This window comes from Martelella sp. FLE1502, assembly GCF_053484255.1.
Map to the genome: position 1 here is coordinate 76,699 of NZ_JBAKFQ010000017.1, position 22,861 is coordinate 99,559.

The 22,861-nt window shown below is 63.7% G+C and carries 19 protein-coding genes and 1 tRNA gene; 11 read left to right on the top strand and 9 right to left on the bottom strand.

Annotated features, from left to right (window positions below; translation table 11 throughout):
• Nucleotides 1-84 precede the first annotated feature (84 nt).
• The 3 genes from V6767_RS15135 (at nucleotide 85) to V6767_RS15145 (ending at nucleotide 3,288) form a co-directional block, all read left to right on the top strand.
• Nucleotides 85-759 (top strand): S24 family peptidase, encoded by a 675-nt coding sequence (locus V6767_RS15135; RefSeq protein WP_230720398.1) that lies wholly within the window; start codon nucleotides 85-87, stop codon nucleotides 757-759.
• 24 nt (nucleotides 760-783) lie between these two features.
• Complete coding sequence (locus V6767_RS15140; protein WP_448474241.1) at nucleotides 784-1,200, top strand: tellurite resistance TerB family protein; 417 nt, start codon at nucleotides 784-786, stop codon at nucleotides 1,198-1,200.
• A gap of 210 nt (nucleotides 1,201-1,410) precedes the next feature.
• Entirely contained in the window at nucleotides 1,411-3,288 is a 1,878-nt protein-coding gene (locus tag V6767_RS15145; RefSeq protein ID WP_448474242.1) for a glycosyltransferase family 2 protein, read from the top strand.
• An 8-nt stretch (nucleotides 3,289-3,296) separates the two neighbouring features.
• Here V6767_RS15145 and V6767_RS15150 read toward each other — a convergent pair.
• From V6767_RS15150 to V6767_RS15160, 3 genes are all read right to left on the bottom strand, one after another.
• Nucleotides 3,297-3,370: transfer RNA gene (locus V6767_RS15150), tRNA-Gly, on the bottom strand.
• Nucleotides 3,371-3,442: 72 nt separating this feature from the next.
• On the bottom strand, nucleotides 3,443-4,819 hold the full coding sequence (locus tag V6767_RS15155; RefSeq protein WP_448474243.1) for an FAD-containing oxidoreductase: 1,377 nt from the start codon (nucleotides 4,817-4,819) through the stop codon (nucleotides 3,443-3,445).
• Nucleotides 4,816-5,274 (bottom strand): DUF4126 family protein, encoded by a 459-nt coding sequence (locus V6767_RS15160; protein WP_448474244.1) that lies wholly within the window; start codon nucleotides 5,272-5,274, stop codon nucleotides 4,816-4,818. The genes V6767_RS15155 and V6767_RS15160 overlap by 4 nt, the downstream gene beginning before the upstream one ends.
• A 349-nt stretch (nucleotides 5,275-5,623) precedes the next feature.
• Between V6767_RS15160 and V6767_RS15165 the strand changes: the two genes are divergently transcribed.
• Complete coding sequence (locus V6767_RS15165) at nucleotides 5,624-6,676, top strand: DUF475 domain-containing protein (RefSeq protein ID WP_448474245.1); 1,053 nt, start codon at nucleotides 5,624-5,626, stop codon at nucleotides 6,674-6,676.
• Nucleotides 6,677-6,692: 16 nt separating this feature from the next.
• Here the strand turns inward: V6767_RS15165 and V6767_RS15170 are convergent, their stop codons facing one another.
• The gene (locus tag V6767_RS15170) at nucleotides 6,693-10,196 is read right to left on the bottom strand and encodes a PAS-domain containing protein (protein ID WP_448474246.1); all 3,504 of its coding nucleotides are present in this window, start codon (nucleotides 10,194-10,196) and stop codon (nucleotides 6,693-6,695) included.
• Between the two features lie 185 nt (nucleotides 10,197-10,381).
• Here V6767_RS15170 and V6767_RS15175 point away from each other — a divergent pair, with 185 nt between their 5' ends.
• Nucleotides 10,382-11,548: a pyridoxal phosphate-dependent aminotransferase gene (locus V6767_RS15175; RefSeq protein WP_448474247.1), complete on the top strand. Its 1,167-nt coding sequence runs from the start codon at nucleotides 10,382-10,384 to the stop codon at nucleotides 11,546-11,548.
• A 252-nt stretch (nucleotides 11,549-11,800) separates the two neighbouring features.
• Here the strand turns inward: V6767_RS15175 and galE are convergent, their stop codons facing one another.
• From galE to V6767_RS15190, 3 genes are read right to left on the bottom strand one after another with little or no spacing between them, the layout of a single operon-like run.
• The gene (gene galE, locus V6767_RS15180; protein ID WP_448474248.1) at nucleotides 11,801-12,793 is read right to left on the bottom strand and encodes a UDP-glucose 4-epimerase GalE; all 993 of its coding nucleotides are present in this window, start codon (nucleotides 12,791-12,793) and stop codon (nucleotides 11,801-11,803) included.
• A gap of 52 nt (nucleotides 12,794-12,845) precedes the next feature.
• Nucleotides 12,846-13,883 (bottom strand): UDP-glucose--hexose-1-phosphate uridylyltransferase, encoded by a 1,038-nt coding sequence (locus tag V6767_RS15185; RefSeq protein WP_448474249.1) that lies wholly within the window; start codon nucleotides 13,881-13,883, stop codon nucleotides 12,846-12,848.
• 8 nt (nucleotides 13,884-13,891) lie between these two features.
• Nucleotides 13,892-15,049 (bottom strand): galactokinase, encoded by a 1,158-nt coding sequence (locus tag V6767_RS15190; protein ID WP_448474250.1) that lies wholly within the window; start codon nucleotides 15,047-15,049, stop codon nucleotides 13,892-13,894.
• Nucleotides 15,050-15,402: 353 nt separating this feature from the next.
• On the opposite strand from V6767_RS15190, the gene V6767_RS15195 reads away from it, so the two are divergent.
• Genes V6767_RS15195 through V6767_RS15210 form a run of 4 tightly spaced genes read left to right on the top strand, consistent with a single transcriptional unit; the run spans nucleotide 15,403 to nucleotide 18,878 of the window.
• Nucleotides 15,403-16,287: a metal ABC transporter substrate-binding protein gene (locus V6767_RS15195; protein ID WP_448474251.1), complete on the top strand. Its 885-nt coding sequence runs from the start codon at nucleotides 15,403-15,405 to the stop codon at nucleotides 16,285-16,287.
• Complete coding sequence (locus V6767_RS15200) at nucleotides 16,284-17,168, top strand: manganese/iron ABC transporter ATP-binding protein (RefSeq protein ID WP_448474252.1); 885 nt, start codon at nucleotides 16,284-16,286, stop codon at nucleotides 17,166-17,168. Before V6767_RS15195 ends, V6767_RS15200 begins: the two co-directional genes overlap by 4 nt.
• Entirely contained in the window at nucleotides 17,161-18,024 is an 864-nt protein-coding gene (locus V6767_RS15205) for a metal ABC transporter permease (protein ID WP_448474253.1), read from the top strand. The genes V6767_RS15200 and V6767_RS15205 overlap by 8 nt, the downstream gene beginning before the upstream one ends.
• Nucleotides 18,021-18,878, top strand: coding sequence for a metal ABC transporter permease (locus V6767_RS15210; protein WP_448426740.1), 858 nt, complete (start codon nucleotides 18,021-18,023; stop codon nucleotides 18,876-18,878). The genes V6767_RS15205 and V6767_RS15210 overlap by 4 nt, the downstream gene beginning before the upstream one ends.
• On the opposite strand, the gene pyrC is transcribed toward V6767_RS15210, so the two are convergent.
• On the bottom strand, nucleotides 18,854-19,897 hold the full coding sequence (pyrC, locus tag V6767_RS15215; protein WP_448474254.1) for a dihydroorotase: 1,044 nt from the start codon (nucleotides 19,895-19,897) through the stop codon (nucleotides 18,854-18,856). The two genes, V6767_RS15210 and pyrC, sit on opposite strands and share 25 nt — an antisense overlap.
• A gap of 173 nt (nucleotides 19,898-20,070) precedes the next feature.
• Here pyrC and V6767_RS15220 point away from each other — a divergent pair, with 173 nt between their 5' ends.
• Both V6767_RS15220 and V6767_RS15225 read left to right on the top strand, forming a co-directional pair.
• On the top strand, nucleotides 20,071-20,838 hold the full coding sequence (locus tag V6767_RS15220; protein WP_448474255.1) for a LamB/YcsF family protein: 768 nt from the start codon (nucleotides 20,071-20,073) through the stop codon (nucleotides 20,836-20,838).
• A gap of 118 nt (nucleotides 20,839-20,956) precedes the next feature.
• Entirely contained in the window at nucleotides 20,957-22,138 is a 1,182-nt protein-coding gene (locus V6767_RS15225; protein ID WP_448474256.1) for an MFS transporter, read from the top strand.
• A 21-nt stretch (nucleotides 22,139-22,159) separates the two neighbouring features.
• Here the strand turns inward: V6767_RS15225 and V6767_RS15230 are convergent, their stop codons facing one another.
• Complete coding sequence (locus tag V6767_RS15230; RefSeq protein ID WP_448474257.1) at nucleotides 22,160-22,849, bottom strand: phosphotransferase; 690 nt, start codon at nucleotides 22,847-22,849, stop codon at nucleotides 22,160-22,162.
• Nucleotides 22,850-22,861: the final 12 nt, after the last annotated feature.

A 22,861-nucleotide genomic window follows, 5' to 3' on the forward strand; every position in this document is an offset into this window, starting at 1 on the left:
AGACAGGATTTTATTCCTGTCCGCCTTTACGCTGCATTGTCCGTTAAGCTATAGGTTAAGTGGATATCAACCGACCCGACGGCGATGTTTGAAAAGCTCACCCATAGCGAGATCTGGAGCGCGATCGACCGGCTTGCCGCGCGCCACAAGCTCACCCCGTCGGGCCTCGCGCGCAAGGCCGGGCTCGATCCGACCACCTTCAACAAGTCGAAGCGGCGCGCGCCGGACGGCCGCGAGCGTTGGCCGTCGATGGAATCCTTCGCCAAGATTCTTGCCGCCACCAACACATCGATGACGGAGTTCGTCAACGACAGCCCGGCGGCTGTCGGCGGCGTTCCAGGCCCGATCGGCAGCTTCCCGCCGCAGCCTTCGACAATCCCGCTTCTCGGCCTCGCGCGCGCCGGCGCCGGCGGCTTCTTCGACGATGGCGGCTATCCGGTCGGCCAGGGGTGGGACGAGGTCGACTTTCCCGTTCCCTCCCGCAGCGCCCAGGGGATCTACGCCCTGGAGGTGCAGGGCGACAGCATGATGCCGCTCTACCGCGACGGCGATGTGCTGATCGTCGAAGCCAATGCCGAGACCCGCAAGGGCGACCGCGTGGTGGTGCGCACCCGCGAGGGCGAGGTTCTGGCCAAGGTTCTGGTGCGCCGCACCACCCGCCAGATCGAACTGATGTCGATCAACCCGGCCCACGCCAATATCGTCTTCGACCTTTCAGACATAGAATGGATTGCCCGGATTCTCTGGGCCAGCCAGTAATTTTCCAAGACCGAGAGAGACCCCATGTCCCGATCCGAGCTTACCCATTATGACGCGCTGATCTATGTGATGGTGATGGCATCCGCCGTCGACAGCGCGATGAGCGACACGGAGATGGCGCGGATCGGCCATATCACCCGCTCGCTGCCGGTCTTCGACGGGTTCGACGAAAACGACCTCACCCGCATCGCCCATGACTGCGCCGGGATCGTGTCCGGGCCGGAGGGCATGGATATCGCGCTGGAGATCATTCGCGACACGCTGCCCAAGCGGCTCTACGACACGGCCTATGCGCTGGCCGTCGAGATCATGTCCGTCGATCAGGTCATCCGCGCCGAGGAAATCCGCCTGCTGCAGCTCCTCCGCGACCGGCTCCACCTCGACAAGCTGACCTGCGCCGCGATCGAACGCGGTGCCATCGCCCGCTACCGCACCGTTTGAGGCGGTTTTCGCCGGCGTGAATACTCAGCTTCGCTTGATTAGATATAGCTAAAGCATTTCCTAAGTCTATACTCCTGGAGAGCGTCGACCACTTGGTTGAACGGCACATACCGACCTGACGTCACAGCAACATTTCCGGCTTGTATTTTCCGTTACCTTGAGTCTTTACTAGTAAAAAAATATAAAGGGCGCGCGGTAAAGAGGGGTATCATGTCCGTGTTCAGGCAGGCCGTTGTCCGCACGCCGGATCGCGCCTCTGCTGCCCTGCGTTCGCTCCCGAAAGCGATCTGGAAGGAGCGCCAGATGTTGCGTCGCCTCGGCTTTGACGAAACCGTCATCGAGGATGGGATCAAGGCCGCGCTCGCCAACAACACCACGATCGAAAAGGAGCTTCTTTTCAGCGGCGCGGTCGCTTCGGACGACTATTACAGGAGGCTCGCCCGCTATCTCGTGCTGCCGTTCCAGGACAGCATCGATCCGGATTGCGTCACGGACCGCCCGGGGATCGACCGCCTCCTGGCCGACCCGCGCGGCCTCAGGCTCGACAGCGGAGAGGCCGAGCGTCGCTTCGCCGTGGTGCCCACCGCCGGCGATCTTGCCGACCTTCATCTCCGTCTGGCGTCGCGGCCCGAAATCAGGCGCTGCGTCATCATCACGACGCCGGAAGCCGTGCGCGCGTCAGTGTGGAAGACCGGCGAAGGCCGGCGGCTCACCAACGCCGTCAACGACCTCATGGTCTGGGAGCCGCGCTTTTCCGCGCGGATCGTGTTCTGGGGCAAACAGGGCTTCCTGCTCGGTGGCGGCGCGGCGACGCTGGTTGCCGGCCTGCTGTTCTTTCCCGCCGAGACCCTGCTGCTCGCCCATATCGCGTTCACGACGCTCTATCTGTTCGCGCTGCTCGTCCGCATTGCCGCCACGCGGGCAAGGCCCCGCCAGCGCACCCCGAAGCCTGAAAGCGAACCGCCGGACCTGCCGGTCTATACCATCCTGATCCCGCTCTACCGCGAGGCCGGGATGATCGCGCAATTGTCGGAGAGTATGCAACGCATCAACTGGCCGACCTCCAAGCTCGATATCAAGCTGGTTTGCGAGGCGGATGACGCGGAAACCATCAACGCCATCGCGCGGGCGCGGCTGCCGTCGCAATTCGAGCTTGTGGTCGTGCCCGCCGGCGGCCCCCGGACCAAACCGAATGCGCTCAACTACGCGCTCTGCGGCGCCAGGGGCCGGTTCGTGGTGATCTATGATGCCGAGGACCGGCCGCATCCCGACCAGCTGCGCGAAGCCTGGAACACGTTCCGGCAATCGCCGCGTGAGCTTGCGTGCCTTCAGGCGCCGCTGACGATCTCCAATGTCGGAAGAAACTGGATCACGGGGCTTTACGCCTGCGAATATGCCGGTCTTTTCCGCGGCATCCTGCCGTTTCTCGCTCTTCACCGGTTTCCGATACCGCTCGGCGGCACCTCCAATCATTTTCGCATTCAGGCGCTGCGGGCCTGCCGCGGCTGGGATCCCTACAATGTCGCCGAGGATGCCGATCTGGGCTTGCGCCTGCACCGTCTCGGCTTCTATTGCGGCGCAATCACCACGCAAACGCTGGAGGACGCGCCGACAGCGGTTCGTCCATGGATTGCCCAGAGATCACGCTGGATCAAGGGATGGCTCCAGACGACGCTGGTGGCGCTGAGGGAACCGGGGCGGCTGCGCGACGAACTGGGCCTGCTCGGCTTTGCCGTTTTCCTGGCCAATACCGGCGGGATGATCCTGTCATCGCTGCTGCACCCGCTGCTGTTCGTATCGGTGCTGACGACGGGATGGCTGCTGCTGCAACCGACCCCCAATCCGGGACCGCTGCAACAGATCCTGACCGGCATAGACCTGATCAACATTATCGCCAGCTACTGGATATTCCTGCGGCTGGGCGTGTCGAAAATGCGCAAGGGAGAGGCGGTCAGCATGCGCGCAAGCGTCCTTTGGCTGCCGCTCTACTGGCTGATGCTGTCGTTTTCGGCGTGGAAGGCATTCGTGGAACTCTACCACGCGCCCTATCTGTGGCGCAAAACCGAGCACAAGCCATCGGAAAAGTGAAGAGACCCTGGAGCGGGTAGCGGGAATCGAACCCGCGCGTTCAGCTTGGGAAGCTGACAGGCTACCATTACATCATACCCGCCCGTCCGACCGCGTCGGAAGCCGTTCCATACCACTGCCTGCGCACCGGCGGCAAGCTGAAAAAGCGAGTGGGTCAGCGAACCGGCTGCAGCCCGCCGGCCAGCGTCGGCAACAGTTCCGAAACCGTCGGATGGATGGGAACCGCCCATTGAAGGTCTTTGGCCGCAGCGCCCATATTAATCAGGTTCAAAACGGCGTGGATCGCCTCATCCCCGCCGGGACCGAGAATGGCGCCGCCGAGAAGCTTGCCGCTATCGGCATCGGCGATAAGCTTCATCAGCCCCGCCGTCTCGCCCTTTTCCTTCGCGCGAGAAACGTTGGTCATCGGCCGGCTGCTGACGGCGATAGTGTAGCCGGCCTTTTTCGCTTCCGTCTCGCTCATCCCGGCGCGGCCGAGCGGCGGATCGGTGTAAAGCGCGTAGCCTGCGATGCGATCGTCAACCGAGCGGCTTTCGCCATCGAAAAGATTGGCGGCGACGATCTCGTAATCATTATAGGACGTGTGGGTGAAGGCCCCGCGGCCATTACAATCGCCGAGCTCGAAAATGCCGGGCTGGCTGGTCTCAAGACCGGGACCGACCGTTACGAAGCCCCGGTCACCGGTGGCGACGCCCGCCTTGTCGAGACCGAGATCGTCGGTATTGGGCTTGCGGCCGAGCGCCACCAGCAGGTCCGAGCCGGTGGCGGTCCGGGTTTCGCCGTCGCAATCGGCATGCATGACGATGCCGTCGCCGCGCCGCTCGACCCGGATGCACTCCGCGCCGGTCATCACCGTGATGCCTTCGTCCTCCAGGAAGCCGCGCACTGCCTCGCTGACCTCCGGATCCTCGCGGCCGATCAGATGCGCGCCGCGCTCCACCACCGTCACCTTCGAACCGAAACGGGCGAACATCTGGGCGAATTCCAGCCCGATATAGCTGCCGCCGAGTACAAGCAGATGCTCCGGCAGGCGGTTGAGGTTCACCATGTCAGTGTTGGTGAGATACGGAATTTCGGAGAGACCCTCGATATCCGGAACCGTCGGCCGGCCGCCGACATTGATGAAGATCTTCGGCGCGGTCAGCACCGCGTCGCCAATCGCGACCCGATCGGGCCCTGTGAAACGGGCATGGCCGCGCAGCAGCGTGACATTGTCGAGTCCGGAAAGCCAGCTCTCAAGGCCGGAGCGCGAAGCCCCGGCAATCTCGGCCGTGCGCGCCTGGACCCGCTTCATATCAACGCTGACGGAGCCACCGATATCCACGCCGAAATCAGCCGCAACCCTTGCCACATGGGCGGCGCGGGCGCTGGCGACCATTGTCTTGGTCGGCGTGCAGCCGGTGTTGACGCAGGTGCCGCCCACCTGATGACGCTCGATCAGCGCGACCTCTTGACCCTCGGCGGCAAAACGCGCGGCAAGCGGCGGCCCCGCCTGCCCTGCCCCGATGATGATGGCGTCGAATGTCCTCATAGGCTCCACACGATAGCCGCTGCGGCGAGAATGGCAACCGCATCCTCGATGAGGGCGGCAGGCAGATCGCGACCGAACCGGACGGCGAGCTTTTGCCGAATGGCGGCGCCGCCAAGCGTGCCGATCACCGCACCGGCCACGCCGAGCACGAGACCCGCGATCCAGAGGCCGGACGCAGATCCGATTGCCGCGCCGCAGACCGCGCCCATGACGATGCGCGCCCCGAATTGCGGCGGCACCTTGCGGCTAGGCGTGGAGGGAAGCTGGTCGGTAACAAGTTCACCGAGCGCCAGCACGCTCAATATGCCGACGGCCCATGGCGAGGCCAGAAAGGAGAGCCATGAGCCGGAAAGATCAAGGATGCCCAGATAGGCGGCCCAGCTGATAGCAGCCGGCGCCGTCATCGCCCTTAGTCCCGCAACAATACCGATGAACAACGCCAGAAGATAAAGCATGCCGCCAACTCCCAACCCGATTGTGATTTGTCAATTTAACACGCCTCGGGTGCGCCGCAATATGGAAAGTAAGAATGACGCAACACTTGACGTCAGCGATTTTGCGGCTAAGTCTGGTGCAGTCCCGCGCACCCTGGAGGAGCCGCGACGAACCCGGTGCCGGGCCCCTCTGGCGAGAGTTTGACGGCGCTCTCGTGATGTCGGTACCGCCCGCAAATTAGCCGGCGGACATGGTTACCATGCTTCACATTGCGACGTTTTGGCCGCGCGTGCGAGATTTTCGCATGCGCGCTTTCCCCTTTGCCCTCGACCGGAATACGGTCTTCTGCCCGATCGGGGAGGCCCGCCCATGAGAGCCTCCACGATTTCCTATTTCAAATGGGCCTTTATCGTCACCCTGGCCGGGCTCGCGGCCAGCATGCTTTACGGCTATTTCAGCTTCGGCATCAGCGGCGCGCTTGCCTTCCTGTTCATCACCGCCGTGCTGGCGGTGCTGGAGATTTCGCTGTCCTTCGACAATGCCGTCGTCAACGCCAACAAGCTCAAGACCATGAGCCACGCCTGGCAGCGGCGGTTTCTCACCTGGGGCATACTGATCGCCGTGTTCGGCATGCGACTGGTGTTCCCGCTGGTAATCGTGGTGCTTGCCGCCAAGATCGGGCCGCTTGCCGCCATTCATCTCGCCTTCGCCGAGCCGAAGGCCTATGCCGCGATCATGCATGACGCCCATCTGTCGATCGCGGCCTTCGGCGGCACCTTTCTGCTGATGGTCGGGCTTTCCTACTTCTTCGACCATGAAAAGGATGTCCACTGGTTCGCGCCGCTGGAAAAGCCGATGGCGAGGCTCGCCGCGGTCAAGGGCATCGAAACCGGCATCGCGCTGGTGCTGGTGCTGGTCTTTTCCACGCTGGTGGAGGATGCACGGGCGGAGGAGTTCTTCTATGCTGCGATCTATGGCCTGTTGACCTATCTCGCGATCGAGGTCTTCAGCGGCCTGATCGACGCGACCCAGACGCAGACCGCAAAGGCTGCGGCCCAGGGCGGCCTCGGCGCCTTTATCTATCTCGAAGTGCTCGATGCCAGCTTCTCCTTCGACGGCGTTATCGGCGCCTTCGCGCTGACCAAGAACCTGCTGGTGATCGCGATCGGTCTCGGCATCGGCGCGATGTATGTGCGCTCGCTCACCATCATGCTGGTCGACCGCCAGACGCTGTCGCATTTCCGCTTCCTCGAGCATGGCGCGTTCTACGCCATCCTGGTGCTGGCGGTGATCATGTATGCCCAGACGCTGCTGCACATTCCCGAGGCGATCACCGGGCTTGTGGGCGCGGGCCTGATCGCGCTTTCGCTATGGTCATCGATCCGGTGGCGCAAGCTGCAGGAACTCGCCGAGACGCTTTGACAGCCGGACCGCCGGACTATTCGGCGGCCGCCTTGTGGAAGATCGCGATCTGGTTGAGGAAGGCGCGCACCAGCGCGGGCTTGAGCGGCTTGTGCTGAACGGCGATGTCCTCCTCCTCGGCCAGATCGCGCACCTCCTGGGTGCGGTCGGCGGTAATCAGCAGCGCCGGGATATGGCGCTGGTAGTGCTCGCGCAGGATCGTCACCGCATCGACCCCGCTTGCGCCATTGTCGAGATGATAGTCGGCGATGATCACGTCGGGAACGATATCGAGCGCGCGGGCTTCCCGCTGTCCCCGCGCCACATGCACGTCGGCGCCCCAGCCGCCGAGCAGCACCCGCATGCCCTCCAGGATCGCCTCCTCATTGTCGATGCACAGCACCTTGAGCCCGGCGATCGCGTGACCGGGCAGCTTGCCGGCCGGCTTCACTGCGGGCTGGCCGCTTTCGACGCCGGCCTCGGCCAGCGGAACGGAGAGGCGGAATACCGTCCCCTCGCCGGGCGCAGAGGCCATTGTCACCGGATGTTCGAGCATGCGCGCCAGCCGGTCGACGATCGACAGGCCAAGCCCCAACCCCTGCGCCGCGCGCGCGCCCTCATCCAGCCGCGTGAACTCCTTGAACACGCTTTCGGCCTTTTCGGCGGGAATGCCGATGCCGGTGTCATGCACCTCGATCACCGCGTGATCGCCCCTCCGCCTGGCGCCGACCAGCACCTTGCCGCTGACCGTATATTTGATCGCGTTGGACACGAGGTTCTGCACCAGCCGCCTCAGCGCCTGCGCATCCGAGCGCACCTTGAGCGAGGACGGCACCACCACCAGTTCAAGGCCCTTTTCATCGGCAAGCGGCCTGAAATCGGTCTCGACCCGCTTCAGCGTGTCGCCGAGATTGACGGTGGCGAAATGCGGCTTCATCGCGCCGGCGTCGAGCCGCGAGATGTCGAGCACGGCGCCGAGAATATCCTCGACCGATTGCAGGGCGGAATCAATCTTGTCGGAAAAGCCGCGCACCTCGCTTTCGGCCGGCAACCGCTCGCCGAGTGCTGTGGCATAGAGCCGGGCGGCGTTGAGCGGCTGGAGAATGTCGTGGCCGGCGGCGGAGAAAAACCGGGTCTTGCCGATATTGGCCTCGTCGGCCGCCGCCCGCGCCAGCCGCAGCGCCTTGTTGACCTCGGTGAGTTCGGCGGTGCGGGCTGCGACGCGCTGCTCCAAAGTTTCGTTCGCCTGCTTGAGCGCCAGATCGGCCTCGACGCGGCGGGTGATGTCGGTGAAGGTCACGACCATGCCGGCATCCGGCATGGCGCGCGATTGCACCTCGATGATCCGCTTGCCGCTTTCCAGCACCAGCGGAAAGGCGGTTTCGTGAGCGCGCAGCTTGCGCAGCGCCTCCTTCGCCTCATCGCCGGTCAGGTCGCCGCGCGAGGACAGCCGGCCGATGATGTTGATCAGCGGATAGCCGACCTGGCCGACCTCCTCCGGCAGATCGAGCAGCGCGCGAAACCGCTTGTTCCAGACGGTAAGCCGGTTGGCGGCGTCGAAGACGGCAATCCCCTCATCCATCTGCGACAGGGCCGTCTGCAACAGGCCCTGATTATACTGCAGCGCCTCGCTTGCCTGATCGAGCAGGAAGGCGGCATCGCCGGAAGCCGCCTCGGCGCGCTGCAGCACCAGCGACAGCACCAGCCGCGCCGAGGACGAGCCGATGGCGGTGCCCAGCAACTGCTCGGAGAAATGGATGAGCGCCATATCGGCCTGCTCGTCATCGGCCATCCTGCGCCCGGCCGTGCGTTCGAAGGTGGCGAAAGACCGCGCCGTTCTCTCCGCGCCGAGATAGCCTTTCAGCGTTTCGCGCAGCACGCCGACGGAGACGCCGGTGCCGATGCCGCGCGCGGTCGACTGCCAGCGCGCCTGGCGCTTGACGAAAATGCCGGACTGGATGCGCTCCAACGGCCGCGCCGGGCGGCTGAGAGAGCCGATCACGAGGCCGGCAATATTGACCAGCAGCGACAGGCAGGTGACGTTGAGCAGGATATCGGCATCCGGCCCGGTAAAGAGGTGGGTGCCGGGGATCAGGAAATTCATCACCATGCCGGCGACGGCGGATTGATCCGGCCCCCCAAGGCTCGGCACGAACAGCAGATAGACCCATGTGATAAAGCCGAGCGACAGGCCGACGATCGCGCCGCGGGCATTGGCGTTGCGCCATACCAGCCCGATGAACAGCGCCGGCGCGACCTGCGCGATCGCCGCGAAGGCCAGAAGCCCGATCGAGAACAGGCCGCGATCGCTGTCGATATGGCGATAATAGGCATAGCCGAGCAGCATGACGCCGAGAATGGAGGCGCGGCGGACATTGAGCAGCAGGGCGTAGAAATCATGCCGTCGGCCCTCGCCCGACATCATCCGACGCCTGAGGAAGATCGGGTTGACGATATCGTTCGACAGCATGATCGCCAGCGCCACTGAGGCGACGATGACCATGGCCGTGGCGGCCGAAAAACCGCCGAGAAACGCGATCAGCGAAATCAACCGCTGGCCGGCGGCGATTGGCAGTTGCAGCACGTAGAGATCGGGGTCGGCGCCGGGGCCGAGGGTCATCGCTCCGCCGATCGCAACCGGCAGCACCAGCAGGTTGATCGCGATCAGATAGAGCGGGAACAGGAAGCGGGCGAGGTTCAGCTCGCCTTCCGAGCGGTTTTCGACGACGGTCACATGAAACTGGCGCGGCAGAAGCAGGATGGCGCAGGCCGAAAGCCCGGTCAGCAATATCCAGCGGCTGATCGGCGTTTCATAGCTGAGGGCTGCGGCCGTCACCGCGTTTTCGCGCGCCTGGGTCAGAAGATCGGCAGGCCCGTCAAACAGAATGAACAAAGCGAACAGGCCGACCGAGGCGAAGGCCACCAGCTTGATCACGGATTCCATCGCGATCGCCAGGATCAGGCCGTCCTGGTGTTCCGTGGCGTCTGTGTGGCGGGTGCCGAACACGATGGCGAAGCTTGCCAGCGCCAGCGTAACGGCAAGCGGCAGGCCGACGCCATAGGCGGCGCCCGCCGAGAGAAACCCGGTTTCGCCGCCGACCATGACCGAGACCGAATCCGACACCGCCTTCAATTGCAGCGCGATGTAGGGGATCGCCGCGGCGAGCGAAATGATTGCCACAAGGGCGGCGACGATCGGGTTCTTGCCGTAGCGGGCGGCAAGGAAATCGGCGACCGAGGTCAGCTTTTCCGCCTTTGCCAGCGCCACGATCCGCCTGACAACCGGCATACCGACCGTGAACACCAGAATTGGGCCGATATAGATGCCGAGGAATTCGAGACCGCGCGTTGACGCCAACCCGACGCCGCCGAAATAGGTCCAGGAGGTGCAGTAGACCGCGAGCGAGAGCGCATAGACCATATTGCGCCCGTCGCGCGGCCGCATCTGCCGCTTGGCCTGCCGATCGCCAAAACTGGCGACGGCAAACAGCAGCAGGATGTAAAGCAGCGCCGACAACAATATCAGCCAGCCGGGCAACATCCGCGCATTCTCCCGTTTCCCATTGCGGCGCTCCCGGCCGCAGGCCCTCACGATATGCCAAGGCCCGAGATTTTCAAATGCGACTGTCGCAGCACACCCATCAAAAGAATCAATTGATCAAAGCTTAAAATTCATGGCATTCACCACCTGCGCCGTTTTATGACTGGTGCGACAGGAGACCCCGCATGCACCTTACCGAAAACCTCAGCCGCCGCGCCCTCGAAGCCCCGGAAAGCGGCATCGTCGAGATCATCAATCATGCCCGCGGCCGCGACAACCTGCTGCCGCTATGGGCCGGCGAAGGCGATCTGCCGACCCCCGCCTTCATCAGCGACGCCACTAAAACCGCGCTCGACAATGGCGAGACCTTCTACACCTATCAGCGCGGCATTCCCGAGCTTCGAAGCGCCATCGCCGATTATTACGCCCGCCATTTCAAGGCGCGTCTCTTGCCGGAGCACATCTATGTCACCGGCTCGGGCATGCATGCGATCAAGCTGATGGTCGAGGCGCTGACGGATGTCGGCGACGAGGCGATCTATTTCACGCCATGCTGGCCCAATATCGCGGCCGCCCTCGGCGTTTCCGGCGCCCGCAAGGTTGGCGTGCCGCTGACCTTCGCCGATGGCCAGTGGTCGCTCGATATCGGTGAGGTGGAGCGCGCGATCACGCCCAAAACGCGGATGATCTTCGTCAACACGCCGGCTAACCCCACCGGGTGGACGGCGAGCCTCGCCGATCTCAAGGCTCTGCTCGACCTGTCGCGCCGCCACGGCATCTGGATTCTGGCCGACGAGATCTATGCGCTCTATCACTATGCCGGCAACCGCGCGCCCTCCTTCCTCGACATTATCGAGGAAGGCGACCGGGTGGTGTTCGCCAATTCGTTCTCCAAGAACTGGTCGATGACCGGCTGGCGCGTCGGATGGGTCGTGGCCCCGCCGGAACTCGGCGATGCGATCGAAAATCTCGTGCAGTACACGACCTCGGGCGTCGCCCAGTTCATGCAGCGCGGGGCCGTAGCGGCGGTGACGGAGGGTGACGAATTTATTGCCGAGAACATTGCCCGGGCAACGGCCGGCCGCGACATCTTCTGCGACCGGCTGCTTGCGACCAATCGGGTCGAGACGCTGAAGCCCGCTGGCGCGATCTACGCCTATCTGAAGATCGACGGCATCACCGACAGCCGCAAGGCCGCGCTCGACATCGTCGACAAGACCGGCGTCGGCCTCGCCCCGGGCTCCGCCTTCGGCAACCCAAGCGACCCGTTTTTGCGCGCCTGCTTCCTGCGCAATGGCGATCAACTCGCCGAGGCCGCCGACCGGCTGGCGGATTATATCACGCGGCTTTGAGGGGGTTGCGGCACAAAGATTGCCGCATAGCCCCCCAATACTCTCTCCCGCTGGCGGGAGAGATGCCCCGAAAGGGGCAGTGAGGGTGGTGCAGCATATCAGATCGTGAGGGCGTTCGCGGGGATGGACTCCCCCCTCACTGTCGCTTTCGCGACATCTCTCCCCTCCGGGGCGAGAAGATTGGGGGCTATGCGGCGAAGGCCGAGGCTGTCGCTTTGCACGCGAGCACGAAAACAGCCGCGACCTCGCCCCCTACAGCTTCACCCGCCCCTTCACCAGTTGATCCTCCCACGCCAGCGCGTGTTTCACGATCGTGTCGAGATCGTCATATTGCGGTTCCCAGCCGAGGATTTCGCGCACGCGAGCGCTGTCGGCCACCAGCGCCGGCGGATCGCCGGGTCGGCGGTCGGACATGTCGACGCGGAAGTCGACGCCGGAGACGCGCTTGATCGCGTCGACCACCTGCAACACCGAGAAGCCATGGCCGTAACCGCAATTGGCGACGAAGTTCTCGCCGCCGTTCAGAAGATGCATCAGCGCCTTGACATGAGCATCGATCAGGTCGGTGACGTGGATATAATCGCGCAGGCAGGTGCCGTCCGGCGTCGGGTAGTCCGTGCCGAACACCTCCATGCGGTTGCGCCGGCCGGTTGCCGCCTGGGCGGCGATCTCGATCAGGTGGGTGGCGTGTTCGCGGGTCTCCCCGGTGCGACCCGCTGGATCCGCGCCGGCGACGTTGAAATAGCGCAGCGCCGCATATCTGAGGCCGTAGGCGGCGGCGCTATCGCGCAGCATCACCTCGGTCATCAGCTTCGACCAGCCATAGGGCGAGACCGGCTGCAGGTTCTGCTCCTCGTCCAGCAGGTCCGCGCCCGGCTCGCCATAGACGGCGGCGGTGGAGGAGAACAGGAACGCCTCGACCTTGGCGGCGACCGCCGTTTCGATCAGCGCGCGGGATTTGACGGTATTGTTGTCGTAATAGGTCAGCGGGTCGGCGACCGAATCCGACACAACGATCGAGCCGGCGAAGTGGGCGATCGCGTTGATGCCCTCATCGGCGATCAGCTTGCTTACCAGTTTCCGGTCGGCGATATCGCCCTTGACGAGCTTGGCGGCCGACGGCACCAGTTCGCCGTGACCAGTGGACAGATCGTCCAGCACCACCACCTTCTCGCCGCGATCGACCAGCGCGTGGGCCATGTGGGATCCGACATAACCGGCACCGCCGGTAACGAGAATGGTCATTTTGGTTCTCCCTTGCCCGCCAACGCTGCGGCGGGTTCTTTCATGGCGCGGCTCAGCCGGCGAGATAATGGATATCGGACAGGCCGCGCAAGCGGTCAGCCGCCTGTTCCGGGGTCAGGTCGCGCTGCGGCGTGCCGAGCAGCTCAAACCCGACCATGAATTTCTTCACCGTCGCCGAACGCAACAGCGGCGGATAGAAATGGGCGTGCATCACCCATTCGTCATGCGCCGCCCCATCGGTCGGGCGCTGGTGGAAGCCCATAGAATAGGGAAACGAGGTGGCGAACAGATTGTCGTAGCGGATCGTGACCTTGGACAAAGCCTCGGCAAGCTGCACCCGTTCGTCCGCCTCCATCTCCTCCATCGAGCGGATATGGCGCTTCGGCAGCACCATGGTCTCGAACGGCCACACCGCCCAATAGGGCACCAGCACGACGAAGCCGTCATTTTCAAACAGGATGCGTTCGCCGAGCCCGCGTTCCTGATCGAGATAGGCCATCAGCAGCGGCGTGCCGTGCTGATCGTAATAGGCGCGCTGGGTTTCGGTCTCTTTGGCGGCGGCATTCGGCAGGTTGCGGCTTGCCCAGATCTGGCCGTGCGGATGGGGATTGGAACAGCCCATCATCGCGCCCCGGTTCTCGAAGATCTGAACGTGGCCGATATCCGGCCGTGCGCCGAGCTCGACATACTGCTCCACCCAGGCATCGACGACCCGCGCGATATCGTCCACGGCCATGCGGGCAAGCGTCAGATCGTGGCGGGGCGAAAAGCAGATCACCCGGCAGATGCCGCTCTCGCCCTCCGCCATCAACAGCCCGTCACGGAAGCTCTCGGCGGGCGCATCTTCTGTCAGCGCGGCGAAGTCGTTGTCGAACACGAAGGTGTGCGTGTAACCGGGGTTTTTGGCGCCGTTGACGCGGGTATTGCCGGCGCAGAGATAGCAGTCCGGATCATGCGCCGGCATGTCCGGCACCTCGGCATCCTCCACCTGCCCCTGCCACGGGCGTTTGGAACGATGCGGCGATACCAGCACCCACTCGCCGGCAAGCGGATTGTAGCGACGATGCGGGTGATCGGTGAATGTGCTCATGTCTACGCTCAATCCGTAAGTGGCCCGACGCCATTTTTCGGCGCACAGGCGAAGATTTCCGATATGTGCCCGGTGGCATCCTGATAGGCGGTGCGGACATTGGCGATGAAGCTTTCCACCGCGCCGCTTTCCACCAGAGCCACCACCGAGCCGCCGAAACCGCCGCCGGTCATGCGCGCGCCATAGACGCCCTTCTGCGCCTGCGCGATATCAACGAGGCTATCGACCTCCTCGCAGGAAATTTCGTAATCGTCGCGCATCGAAACATGCGAGGCATTCATCAGCCGTCCGAACGTGTCGAGATCGGCGCTCTGCAAGGCATCGGCCGCCTGCAGAACGCGCTCGTTCTCGGTGACGATATGGCGGCAGCGGCGATAGGTGAGGTCCGGCAGGAAATCGCGGTTCTCCTCGAGATCCTCGAAGCTGACGTCCCTCAGCGCCCGGATTGCGCCGAGCGCCGGACGGAGCAGCCTTACCCCCTCCTCGCAGGACTGGCGGCGCTTGTTGTACTCGCCATCGGCCAGCGCGTGATGCACCATGGAATTGGCGACCACGATCCGCGCCCGCGGATCGATCGGAACGGGCCGGCTTGCAAGCGAGCGGCAATCGATCATCAGCGCGTGATCGACCACACCATTGCAGGAGATGAACTGATCCATGATGCCGCAGCGCATGCCGACGAACTCGTTTTCCGCCTTCTGGCACAGCTTCGCAAGCTCGACCGTATCGACCTCACGCCCCACAAGCGAAAGCAGGGCGTAGCCGACCACCACTTCGAGCGCAGCCGAGGACGAGAGCCCCGCGCCGACCGGCACCGAGGAGGAAACCACGATATCGGCGCCGGAAAGCCTCACCCCCGCCGCCTCCAGCATGACCGCGACGCCAAAGGCATAATCAGTCCAGTCGCCGCGCGGTTCGGGTTTCCCGCCGTCGAGATCGATTTCGGCGGTCTTGCCATTGTTGAGGGAGTGAATGCGGATCACCCGGTCGGACCGGGCAGCCGCCGCGGCCTGCGCTTCATATTCAAGCGCCGCCGGCATCACGAAGCCGTCATTATAATCGGTATGCTCGCCGATCAGATTGACCCGCCCCGGCGCGCGAAAGAACTGCGGCTCGCCATCAAAATGTTCAAGAAACCGCGCGCGCAGCAAGTCAACCGCAGGCATTCCAAATCCTCCCAATTCATGCCGGGTGCATTTGGGGTAGAAAACCCCGCCGCGTCAAGATGCGGTGCGTTCGCGGAGAGCAGCGCCGTTTGCGGCGATGCGCAGGCAGCGCGCGACGGCTGCGTTCCGGCGGCCGGGGACGCTAGGCACTGCCGAGTGAATCAGTCTGCTCACAAATGTCTCCCATATTCCGGGCACGAGGTGCGGATGACACATGATGGTCAATGCTGGCGCTTTGTCAGCAGTCTGGTGAATGAATCTTTTTGCGAATGATTTGCAATAGCGTTTGACACCTACATCTAACATTGCCATATTAGTTGCAAATAATTCTTAACTGCATTAAAGGGAAAAAGATGAGCCTTGCCAGAACCGTAGCCGTGGCGGCGATCGCCATGATCGGAACCTCCGCGCTTGCCGCCGACAAGCCGAAAGTGGTGACCACCTTCACCGTGATCGCCGATATGGCGGAGAATGTCGCGGGCGAGCATGCCGAGGTGGTTTCGATCACCAAGCCGGGCGCCGAAATCCACGGCTATGCCCCGACGCCGCGCGACATCCTGAATGCCCGCGATGGCGACATCATTCTGTCCAACGGGCTCAACCTCGAGCGCTGGTTCGAGAAGTTCCTGCAAAATCTGGGCGATGTGCCGAATGTCGTTGTCTCCGAGGGCATCGATCCCATCGACATCGCCGGCGGCGAATATGATGGCAAGCCCAACCCCCATGCCTGGATGTCGCCCGACAGCGCCGAAATCTATGTCATGAATATCCGCGATGCGCTGATCGAGATCGATCCTGACAATGCCGAGGCCTATACGGAAAACGCCCGCGCCTATGCCGATGAAATCGCTGCCCGGCTTCAGCCGATGCGCGCCATGCTGGCCGATGTGCCCGATGATCGGCGCTGGCTGGTGACGAGCGAGGGCGCGTTTTCCTATCTTGCCCGCGACCTTGATCTGAAGGAACTCTATCTCTGGCCGGTCAATGCCGACCAGCAGGGCACGCCGCAGCAGATCCGGCACGTGATCGACACCATGAAGGAGAACGATATCCACGTGATCTTTTCCGAAAGCACGGTTTCCGACAAGCCGGCCCGCCAGATCGCGCGCGAGACCGGGGCGGATTATGGCGGCGTGCTCTATGTCGACAGCCTGAGCGAGCCGGACGGGCCGGTGCCCACCTATCTCGACCTGTTGTCGGTCACCACCGAAACCGTGGCGAAAGGCCTCAGCGAATGACAAAAGCAGAGCCCGGCCTTGCGGTCCGCGAAGCAACCGTGACCTATCGCAACGGCCACACTGCGCTTGCCAATGCCAGTTTCGAGATCCCGCGCGGCACGATCACGGCGCTGGTCGGCGTCAACGGCGCCGGCAAATCCACGCTGTTCAAGGCGATCATGGGCTTCGTGCCGCTTGCCCGCGGCACGGTCGACATCCTCGGCCAGCCGGCGCGCGCGGCGTTGAAGCGGAACCTCGTCGCCTATGTTCCGCAATCCGAGGAAGTCGACTGGAACTTTCCGGTGTTGGTCGAAGACGTGGTGATGATGGGGCGCTACGGCCATATGGGCTTCATGCGCCGCCCTTCCCGCATCGATCGCGACATGGTCGCCGCCGCCCTCGAACGGGTCAACATGACCGGTTTTTCCAAACGCCAGATCGGCGAGCTTTCCGGCGGCCAGCGCAAGCGCGTGTTTCTGGCCCGCGCGCTGGCGCAGGAAGGTCAGGTCATCCTGCTCGACGAACCGTTCACCGGCGTCGACGTGAAGACCGAGGAACAGATCATCGCGCTTCTTGGCGAATTGCGCGACGAGGGCCGGATCATGCTGGTCTCCACCCACAATCTCGGCTCGGTGCCGGAATTCTGCGACCGGGCGGTGTTCGTGAAAGGCACGGTGCTGGCCTATGGTCCGACCGAAACCACCTTCACCCAGGCCAATCTGGAAAAGGCCTTCGGCGGCGTGCTGCGCCATTTCGTGCTGGAGGGCCCCGCCCTGCACGACGACGAGGACACCCGGCGGCTGAAGGTGATCACAGATGACGAGCGTCCATTCGTGATCTATGGCGAACGCGGCACGGATACCGCGCCGGCGGCAAGCCGCGGGAGAGGCGGCGATGCTTGACCGGCTGATCGAACCGCTTACCTATGGCTACATGCAGAACGCGATCTGGGTCAGCGCGCTGGTCGGATGCGTCTGCGGCTTTCTCTCCGCCTATCTGATGCTGAAGGGCTGGTCGCTGATCGGCGACGCGCTGTCCCATTCGATCGTGCCCGGCGTCGCCGGCGCCTATATGCTCGGCCTGCCGTTCTCGCTCGGCGCCTTTGCCGCCGGCGGCCTTGCGGCGGGCGCGATGCTGTTCTTCAACAACAAGACCAGACTGAAGGAGGACGCGATCATCGGCCTGATCTTCACCGGCTTTTTCGGTCTCGGCCTGTTCATGGTCTCGGTCTCGCCGGTCCCGATCGACATCCAGACCATCATCATGGGCAATGTGCTCGCGATCACCCGTTCCGACACCATCCAGCTCGCGATCATCGGCGGCGTCACGCTGGCCCTGCTGGCGGTGAAGTGGAAGGACCTGATGGTGGTGTTCTTCGACGAGAACCACGCCCGTTCGATCGGCATCAATCCCGACGCCATGAAGCTGCTGTTCTTCACCCTGCTCGCCGCCTCCACCGTGGCCGCACTCCAAACGGTCGGCGCGTTTCTGGTGATCGCGCTTGTCGTCACCCCCGGCGCGACCGCCTATCTCCTGACCGACCGCTTCCCGCGGCTGATCGCGCTCGCCGCCCTGATCGGCGCGGCCACCTCGGCGCTCGGGGCCTATATCTCCTATTTCCTCGACGGCGCGACCGGCGGCGTGATCATCGTGATGCAGACGGCGCTGTTCCTGATTGCCTTTGCGTTCGCACCCAAACACGGGCTGCTGGCGGCGAAGCGGCGCGCGCGGCTTGCTCTTGCGGAGGCCAGGCCATGAGCGATTTCTGGATGATGGCCACCTTTCCCTTCCAGCTCGATTTCATGCTGAAGGCGTTCGCGATCACGCTGATGGTCGCCGCGCCGATGGCGCTGTTGTCCTGCCTTCTGGTGCTCAAGGGCTGGTCGCTGATGGGTGACGCGGTTTCCCATGCGGTGCTGCCGGGCGTGGTGCTCGCCTATATGATCGGCCTGCCGCTCGGCCTCGGCGCCTTCGTCGCCGGCATGGTCTGCGCGCTATCGACCGGGTTCCTCGCCGAAAACAGCCGGGTGAAGGAGGATACGGTGCTCGGCATCGTGTTCTCCGGCATGTTCGGGCTGGGTCTGGTGCTTTACGTGAAGGTCCATTCCGCCGTGCATCTCGACCACATCCTGTTCGGCGACATGCTCGGCATCACCATGCGCGATCTGATCGAGGCCGGGCTGATCGCGCTGGCTGCCACCGCCTTTCTGGTGCTGAAGCGCAAGGATCTGCTGGTCCACGCTTTTGACGAGCAGCACGCCCGTGCCATCGGCCTGCCGACGAAATTGCTGCATTACGGCCTGCTGATCGTGCTGTCGCTGACGGTGGTCGCGGCGCTGAAGGCGGTCGGCATCATCCTGTCGGTCGCGCTGCTGGTCGCGCCGGGCGCGATCGCGTTCCTGTGGACGCGGCGGTTTTCCGCGATGCTGCTGGTCGCGCTCGCCGTGGCGCTCGGCTCGACGCTCACCGGCATCTATGCCAGCTTCTACATCGATAGCGCCCCTGCCCCCACCATCGTTCTGGTGATGACTCTCGCCTTCATCGCGAGTTTTCTGCGGACCATGCTGGTCGCCGGACGCCGCGCGCGTCAGGCGGTTTCCACATCCCAGTAGAGCGGAAATTTCGGATCGAAGACCGTTACCGGGCCGGCCCCAGTCTCCCGCTTTTCCGGATATTTCAATGGCGCGTCGCGCTTCACCAACGTTATCGTCTCATCGTTCGGCTTCAGACCGTACCAGGCCGGGCCGTTGAGCGAGGCAAAGGCTTCGAGCTTATCGAGCGCGTCCTCGTTTTCGAACACATGGGCAAGGCAGCTCATCGTGTTGGGCGCGGTGTAGATGCCGGCGCAGCCGCAGCCGCATTCCTTGGCGGGATCGACATGAGGCGCGGAATCGGTGCCCAGGAAAAACCGCTTGTCGCCCGAGGTCGCGGCCGCGACCAGCGCCTTCCTGTGCTCCTCGCGCTTGGCGACAGGGAGGCAATAGTAATGGGGATGGATGCCGCCGACGAGGATATCGTTTCGATTGATGATCAGATGGTGGGTCGTCAGCGAACCGGCGAGGTTCTTGTGCGCGTCCTTGATATAATCGACGCCGTCCTTGGTCGTGACATGCTCCATGGTGATCTTCAGTTCCGGCAGCCGCCACCTGATCTTGTCCAGCACGGTTTCGATGAACACCGCTTCGCGGTCGAAAATATCGACGTCCTTGTCGGTGACCTCGCCATGGACGCAGAGATTGAGCCCGATCTCGGCCATCTTTTCCAGCACCGGCATGGCATTGTCGATATTGCGCACGCCGCTGGCCGAATTGGTGGTGGCGCCGGCGGGATAGAGCTTGACCGCCTTGATCAGGCCCTCGCTGAAGGCCGATGCGACATCGGCGGGCTCGGTGGTCTCGGTCAGATAGAGCGTCATCAGCGGCGTGAAGCGCGCGCCAGCCGGAAGGGCCGCAACAATGCGGTCGCGATAGGCGGCGGCATCCACGGCGGTCACCACCGGCGGCACCAGATTGGGCATGATAATCGCGCGGGCGAAATGGCGCGCGGTATCGCCGATCACGCCCTCCATCATCGCGCCATCGCGCAAATGCAGGTGCCAGTCATCGGGGCGGCGGATCGTCAGGCTGTTCATCGCATATCTCCAGGGCGCTCTCGTTCAGGGCATAATGCCTCTGCGCAAAAATTGGAAGCCTCGGCCGACCACCAGCCCTTGCCGCGAAATTCGGGCGGTTTGACGGTAGGCCGTTGTCTCAACACGGTGCTGGGCTTAAATAGTGCACATCAACCGACCCGGGAGATAGCCACATGACAGCACCGCGCATCGACATCAATTGCGACATGGGCGAGAGCTTCGGCGCATGGGACAAGGGTGACGATGCCGAGATGCTGAAGATCGTCTCCTCGGCCAATGTCGCCTGCGGCTTCCATGCCGGCGATCCCGATACGATGGCGAAAACCTTCGTGCTGGCGCGCGACCGCAATGTCGCCGTCGGCGCCCATCCGGGCTTTCCCGATCTCATGGGCTTCGGACGCAGGCGCATCCCCTATTCCGCGACCGAGATCGAGCGGCTGGTCGCCTATCAGATCGGCGCGGCGCAGGCGATGGCGCAATATGTCGGCCACCCGATCACCCATGTGAAGCCCCATGGCGCGCTCGGAAATCTTGCGCAGGAAAACAAGGAGGTCGCCCGCGCGATCTGCAATGCCATCAAGGCGGTCGACCCCGCCCTCATCTGCCTCACGATCGCCCATGGCGAGCAGCAGCGCGCAGCCACGGAAATGGGGCTGACGGTGGTATCGGAAGTCTTCGCCGATCGCGCTTATGGCGATGATGGCCTGCTGGTGTCGCGCGGCCTGCAGGGCGCGGTGATCCACGACCCCGAGGAGGCCGCGCGCCGCGTCGGCGAAATGGTGCGCGAGGGCGCGATCATCACCCTTTCCGGCAAACGAATCCCCACAGCGATCGATTCCATCTGCGTCCATGGCGATACGCCCGGAGCCATTCCGATTGCGGCGGCTGTGCGGGCGGGCCTGGAAAAACAGGGCTACGCCATCGCCAATTTCATCCACTGATTGCCGCGCATATATCCGGCAGCGCGAAAACCGTTTCCGATTTTCGCGCTAATGCGCTAGGCACGAACCGGCCCTTCCGCTTGCCAAAGGCGGAGCATGACAAGGCCGGAGACGCCCGATGACCGACAGCAATGCCTTCCGCAACATCAATATCCTGACAATGGGACAGGCCATCGGCGGCGCCGCGCCGCCGATCGTTATCTCGCTTGGCGGGATTGTCGGCACGGCGCTGGCGCCGGACCCGGCCTTCGCGACCTTTCCGGTCAGCCTCTACAATGTGGGGGTCGCCGTCGGCACCCTGCCGGCGGCATGGATCATGCGCCGCTTCGGCCGACGTGAGGGCTATATTTTCGGCGCGATGATCGGCATCCTCGGCGGGCTTCTGGCCGCAACGGCAATCACCGCCGGTCTGTTCCTGCTGTTTTGCCTCGCGATCATGACTGTCGGGCTTTATGGCTCCTATATCCAGAGCTTCCGTTTCGCCGCCGCCGACACCGCCGATGGCGACATGAAGGCGAAGGCGATTTCGCGGGTCATGATCGGCGGGCTCGCCGCCGCGATCATCGGCCCGCAGGTGGCGATCTGGACGGTCGATGCCGTGCCCGGCCACCCTTATGTCGCAAGCTTCATCGGACTGTCCGCGCTGGCGTTGATCACGCTGCTGCTGGTCTCGCGGCTGAGAATCCCCCGTCCCGTCGCGGTCACCATCTCCGGCGGGAGGCCGCTTTCCGAGATCGCCCGCTCCCCTCGCTTCATCATGGCGGCCGCCACGGGCGTCGTTTCCTATGCGCTGATGGCCTTCATCATGACGGCGACGCCGCTCGCCATGGTCGCCTGCGGCCATTCCGTCGGCCAGGCGACGCTCGGCATTCAGTGGCATGTGCTGGCGATGTTCGGTCCGAGCTTCGTAACCGGCCGGCTGATCGCCCGCTTCGGCAAGGAAACGATCGCCGCGACCGGTCTGGCGCTGATTGCCGCCTGCTCGGCGATCGCGCTTTCCGGCCTCGGGCTCACGCATTTCTGGCTGGCGCTGATCCTGCTCGGCGTCGGCTGGAATTTCGGCTTTATCGGCGCGACCGCGATGATCACAGACTGCCACACCCCGGAAGAACGCGGCAAGGTGCAGGGCCTCAACGATTTCCTCGTCTTCGGCTCCACCGCCACCGCCTCCTTCCTCGCCGGCGCGCTGGTGCATATCGACAATGGCTGGAGCATGATGAACTGGCTGGTGTTTCCGGCCGTGGCGCTGGTGCTGGTGCCGCTGATGTTCAGCCGCCGGCTTTTTGCGCGGGTTGGCTGAAGACCACAGCTTGCGCCCCGGTTACGGCATGCTCTTCGACGCCATATGGCGCGCCGTCCATTCGGCAGCTGCCGTCGCCCACTCCGCCATGTCGGATTGCCCGGCGGCGCGGGCCTTTGCCGCCAGCGCGTTCTGGCGAACCACCGCATGCGACAAGATAGCCTCGGCCGGACATGCCGCCAGCCCGTAGCCATCCGCAAAAACGGCAAGTCGCCGCAACTGCTCGGCACCGGAATAATCGTCATTGCCGAGATCGAGCCAGGTAAAGGCGGAATAGCCCAGGTCCCAAAGCCTTGCTCCGGGGGCGAGCGTATCGAAATCGATCAACGCAATGGACAGGCCATCCCGGAAAACGGCGTTGGTTGGCGAGAAGTCGTTGTGGCAGACGACTTCGGCAGAGGCCTCGACGACAACCGGAAATTCCACCGTGGCATCATGAAACCGTCGCAGCAAACCCGCAGCGGCAGCCAGGGCAGCATCGTCGAAATGGCCAAGTTCGGAGGGCACACTACCCTCGACATAGGTCAGAATCGCCCTACTCTTGTCATCGCGCCCAAGAAAGCGCGGCGCGCCGGAAAAGCCCGCCTCCGCCAGGTAGCCGAGCAAGGACTCGGCAAGGCCCTCGCGCAAAGGCCGGCGTACCGTGTCACCGAGCCGCACCACCCCGGGAGTAAAGCGGCCGCCGGAAAGGGAAATCTCCTCTTCGTCCATGCCGCTCTCCCA

What these genes read in the sequence shown, in the direction of transcription:
- V6767_RS15190 (WP_448474250.1), bottom strand. Translation starts at nt 15,049, where the DNA reads ATGCCTGCGGTTGACTTGCTGCGCGCGCGGTTTCTTGAACATTTTGAT.
- V6767_RS15210 (WP_448426740.1), top strand. Translation starts at nt 18,021, where the DNA reads ATGAGCGATTTCTGGATGATGGCCACCTTTCCCTTCCAGCTCGATTTC.
- galE (WP_448474248.1), bottom strand. Translation starts at nt 12,793, where the DNA reads ATGACCATTCTCGTTACCGGCGGTGCCGGTTATGTCGGATCCCACATG.
- V6767_RS15200 (WP_448474252.1), top strand. Translation starts at nt 16,284, where the DNA reads ATGACAAAAGCAGAGCCCGGCCTTGCGGTCCGCGAAGCAACCGTGACC.
- pyrC (WP_448474254.1), bottom strand. Translation starts at nt 19,897, where the DNA reads ATGAACAGCCTGACGATCCGCCGCCCCGATGACTGGCACCTGCATTTG.
- V6767_RS15145 (WP_448474242.1), top strand. Translation starts at nt 1,411, where the DNA reads ATGTCCGTGTTCAGGCAGGCCGTTGTCCGCACGCCGGATCGCGCCTCT.
- V6767_RS15160 (WP_448474244.1), bottom strand. Translation starts at nt 5,274, where the DNA reads ATGCTTTATCTTCTGGCGTTGTTCATCGGTATTGTTGCGGGACTAAGG.
- V6767_RS15135 (WP_230720398.1), top strand. Translation starts at nt 85, where the DNA reads ATGTTTGAAAAGCTCACCCATAGCGAGATCTGGAGCGCGATCGACCGG.
- V6767_RS15185 (WP_448474249.1), bottom strand. Translation starts at nt 13,883, where the DNA reads ATGAGCACATTCACCGATCACCCGCATCGTCGCTACAATCCGCTTGCC.
- V6767_RS15165 (WP_448474245.1), top strand. Translation starts at nt 5,624, where the DNA reads ATGAGAGCCTCCACGATTTCCTATTTCAAATGGGCCTTTATCGTCACC.
- V6767_RS15170 (WP_448474246.1), bottom strand. Translation starts at nt 10,196, where the DNA reads ATGTTGCCCGGCTGGCTGATATTGTTGTCGGCGCTGCTTTACATCCTG.
- V6767_RS15155 (WP_448474243.1), bottom strand. Translation starts at nt 4,819, where the DNA reads ATGAGGACATTCGACGCCATCATCATCGGGGCAGGGCAGGCGGGGCCG.
- V6767_RS15205 (WP_448474253.1), top strand. Translation starts at nt 17,161, where the DNA reads ATGCTTGACCGGCTGATCGAACCGCTTACCTATGGCTACATGCAGAAC.
- V6767_RS15140 (WP_448474241.1), top strand. Translation starts at nt 784, where the DNA reads ATGTCCCGATCCGAGCTTACCCATTATGACGCGCTGATCTATGTGATG.
- V6767_RS15230 (WP_448474257.1), bottom strand. Translation starts at nt 22,849, where the DNA reads ATGGACGAAGAGGAGATTTCCCTTTCCGGCGGCCGCTTTACTCCCGGG.
- V6767_RS15225 (WP_448474256.1), top strand. Translation starts at nt 20,957, where the DNA reads ATGACCGACAGCAATGCCTTCCGCAACATCAATATCCTGACAATGGGA.
- V6767_RS15195 (WP_448474251.1), top strand. Translation starts at nt 15,403, where the DNA reads ATGAGCCTTGCCAGAACCGTAGCCGTGGCGGCGATCGCCATGATCGGA.
- V6767_RS15175 (WP_448474247.1), top strand. Translation starts at nt 10,382, where the DNA reads ATGCACCTTACCGAAAACCTCAGCCGCCGCGCCCTCGAAGCCCCGGAA.
- V6767_RS15220 (WP_448474255.1), top strand. Translation starts at nt 20,071, where the DNA reads ATGACAGCACCGCGCATCGACATCAATTGCGACATGGGCGAGAGCTTC.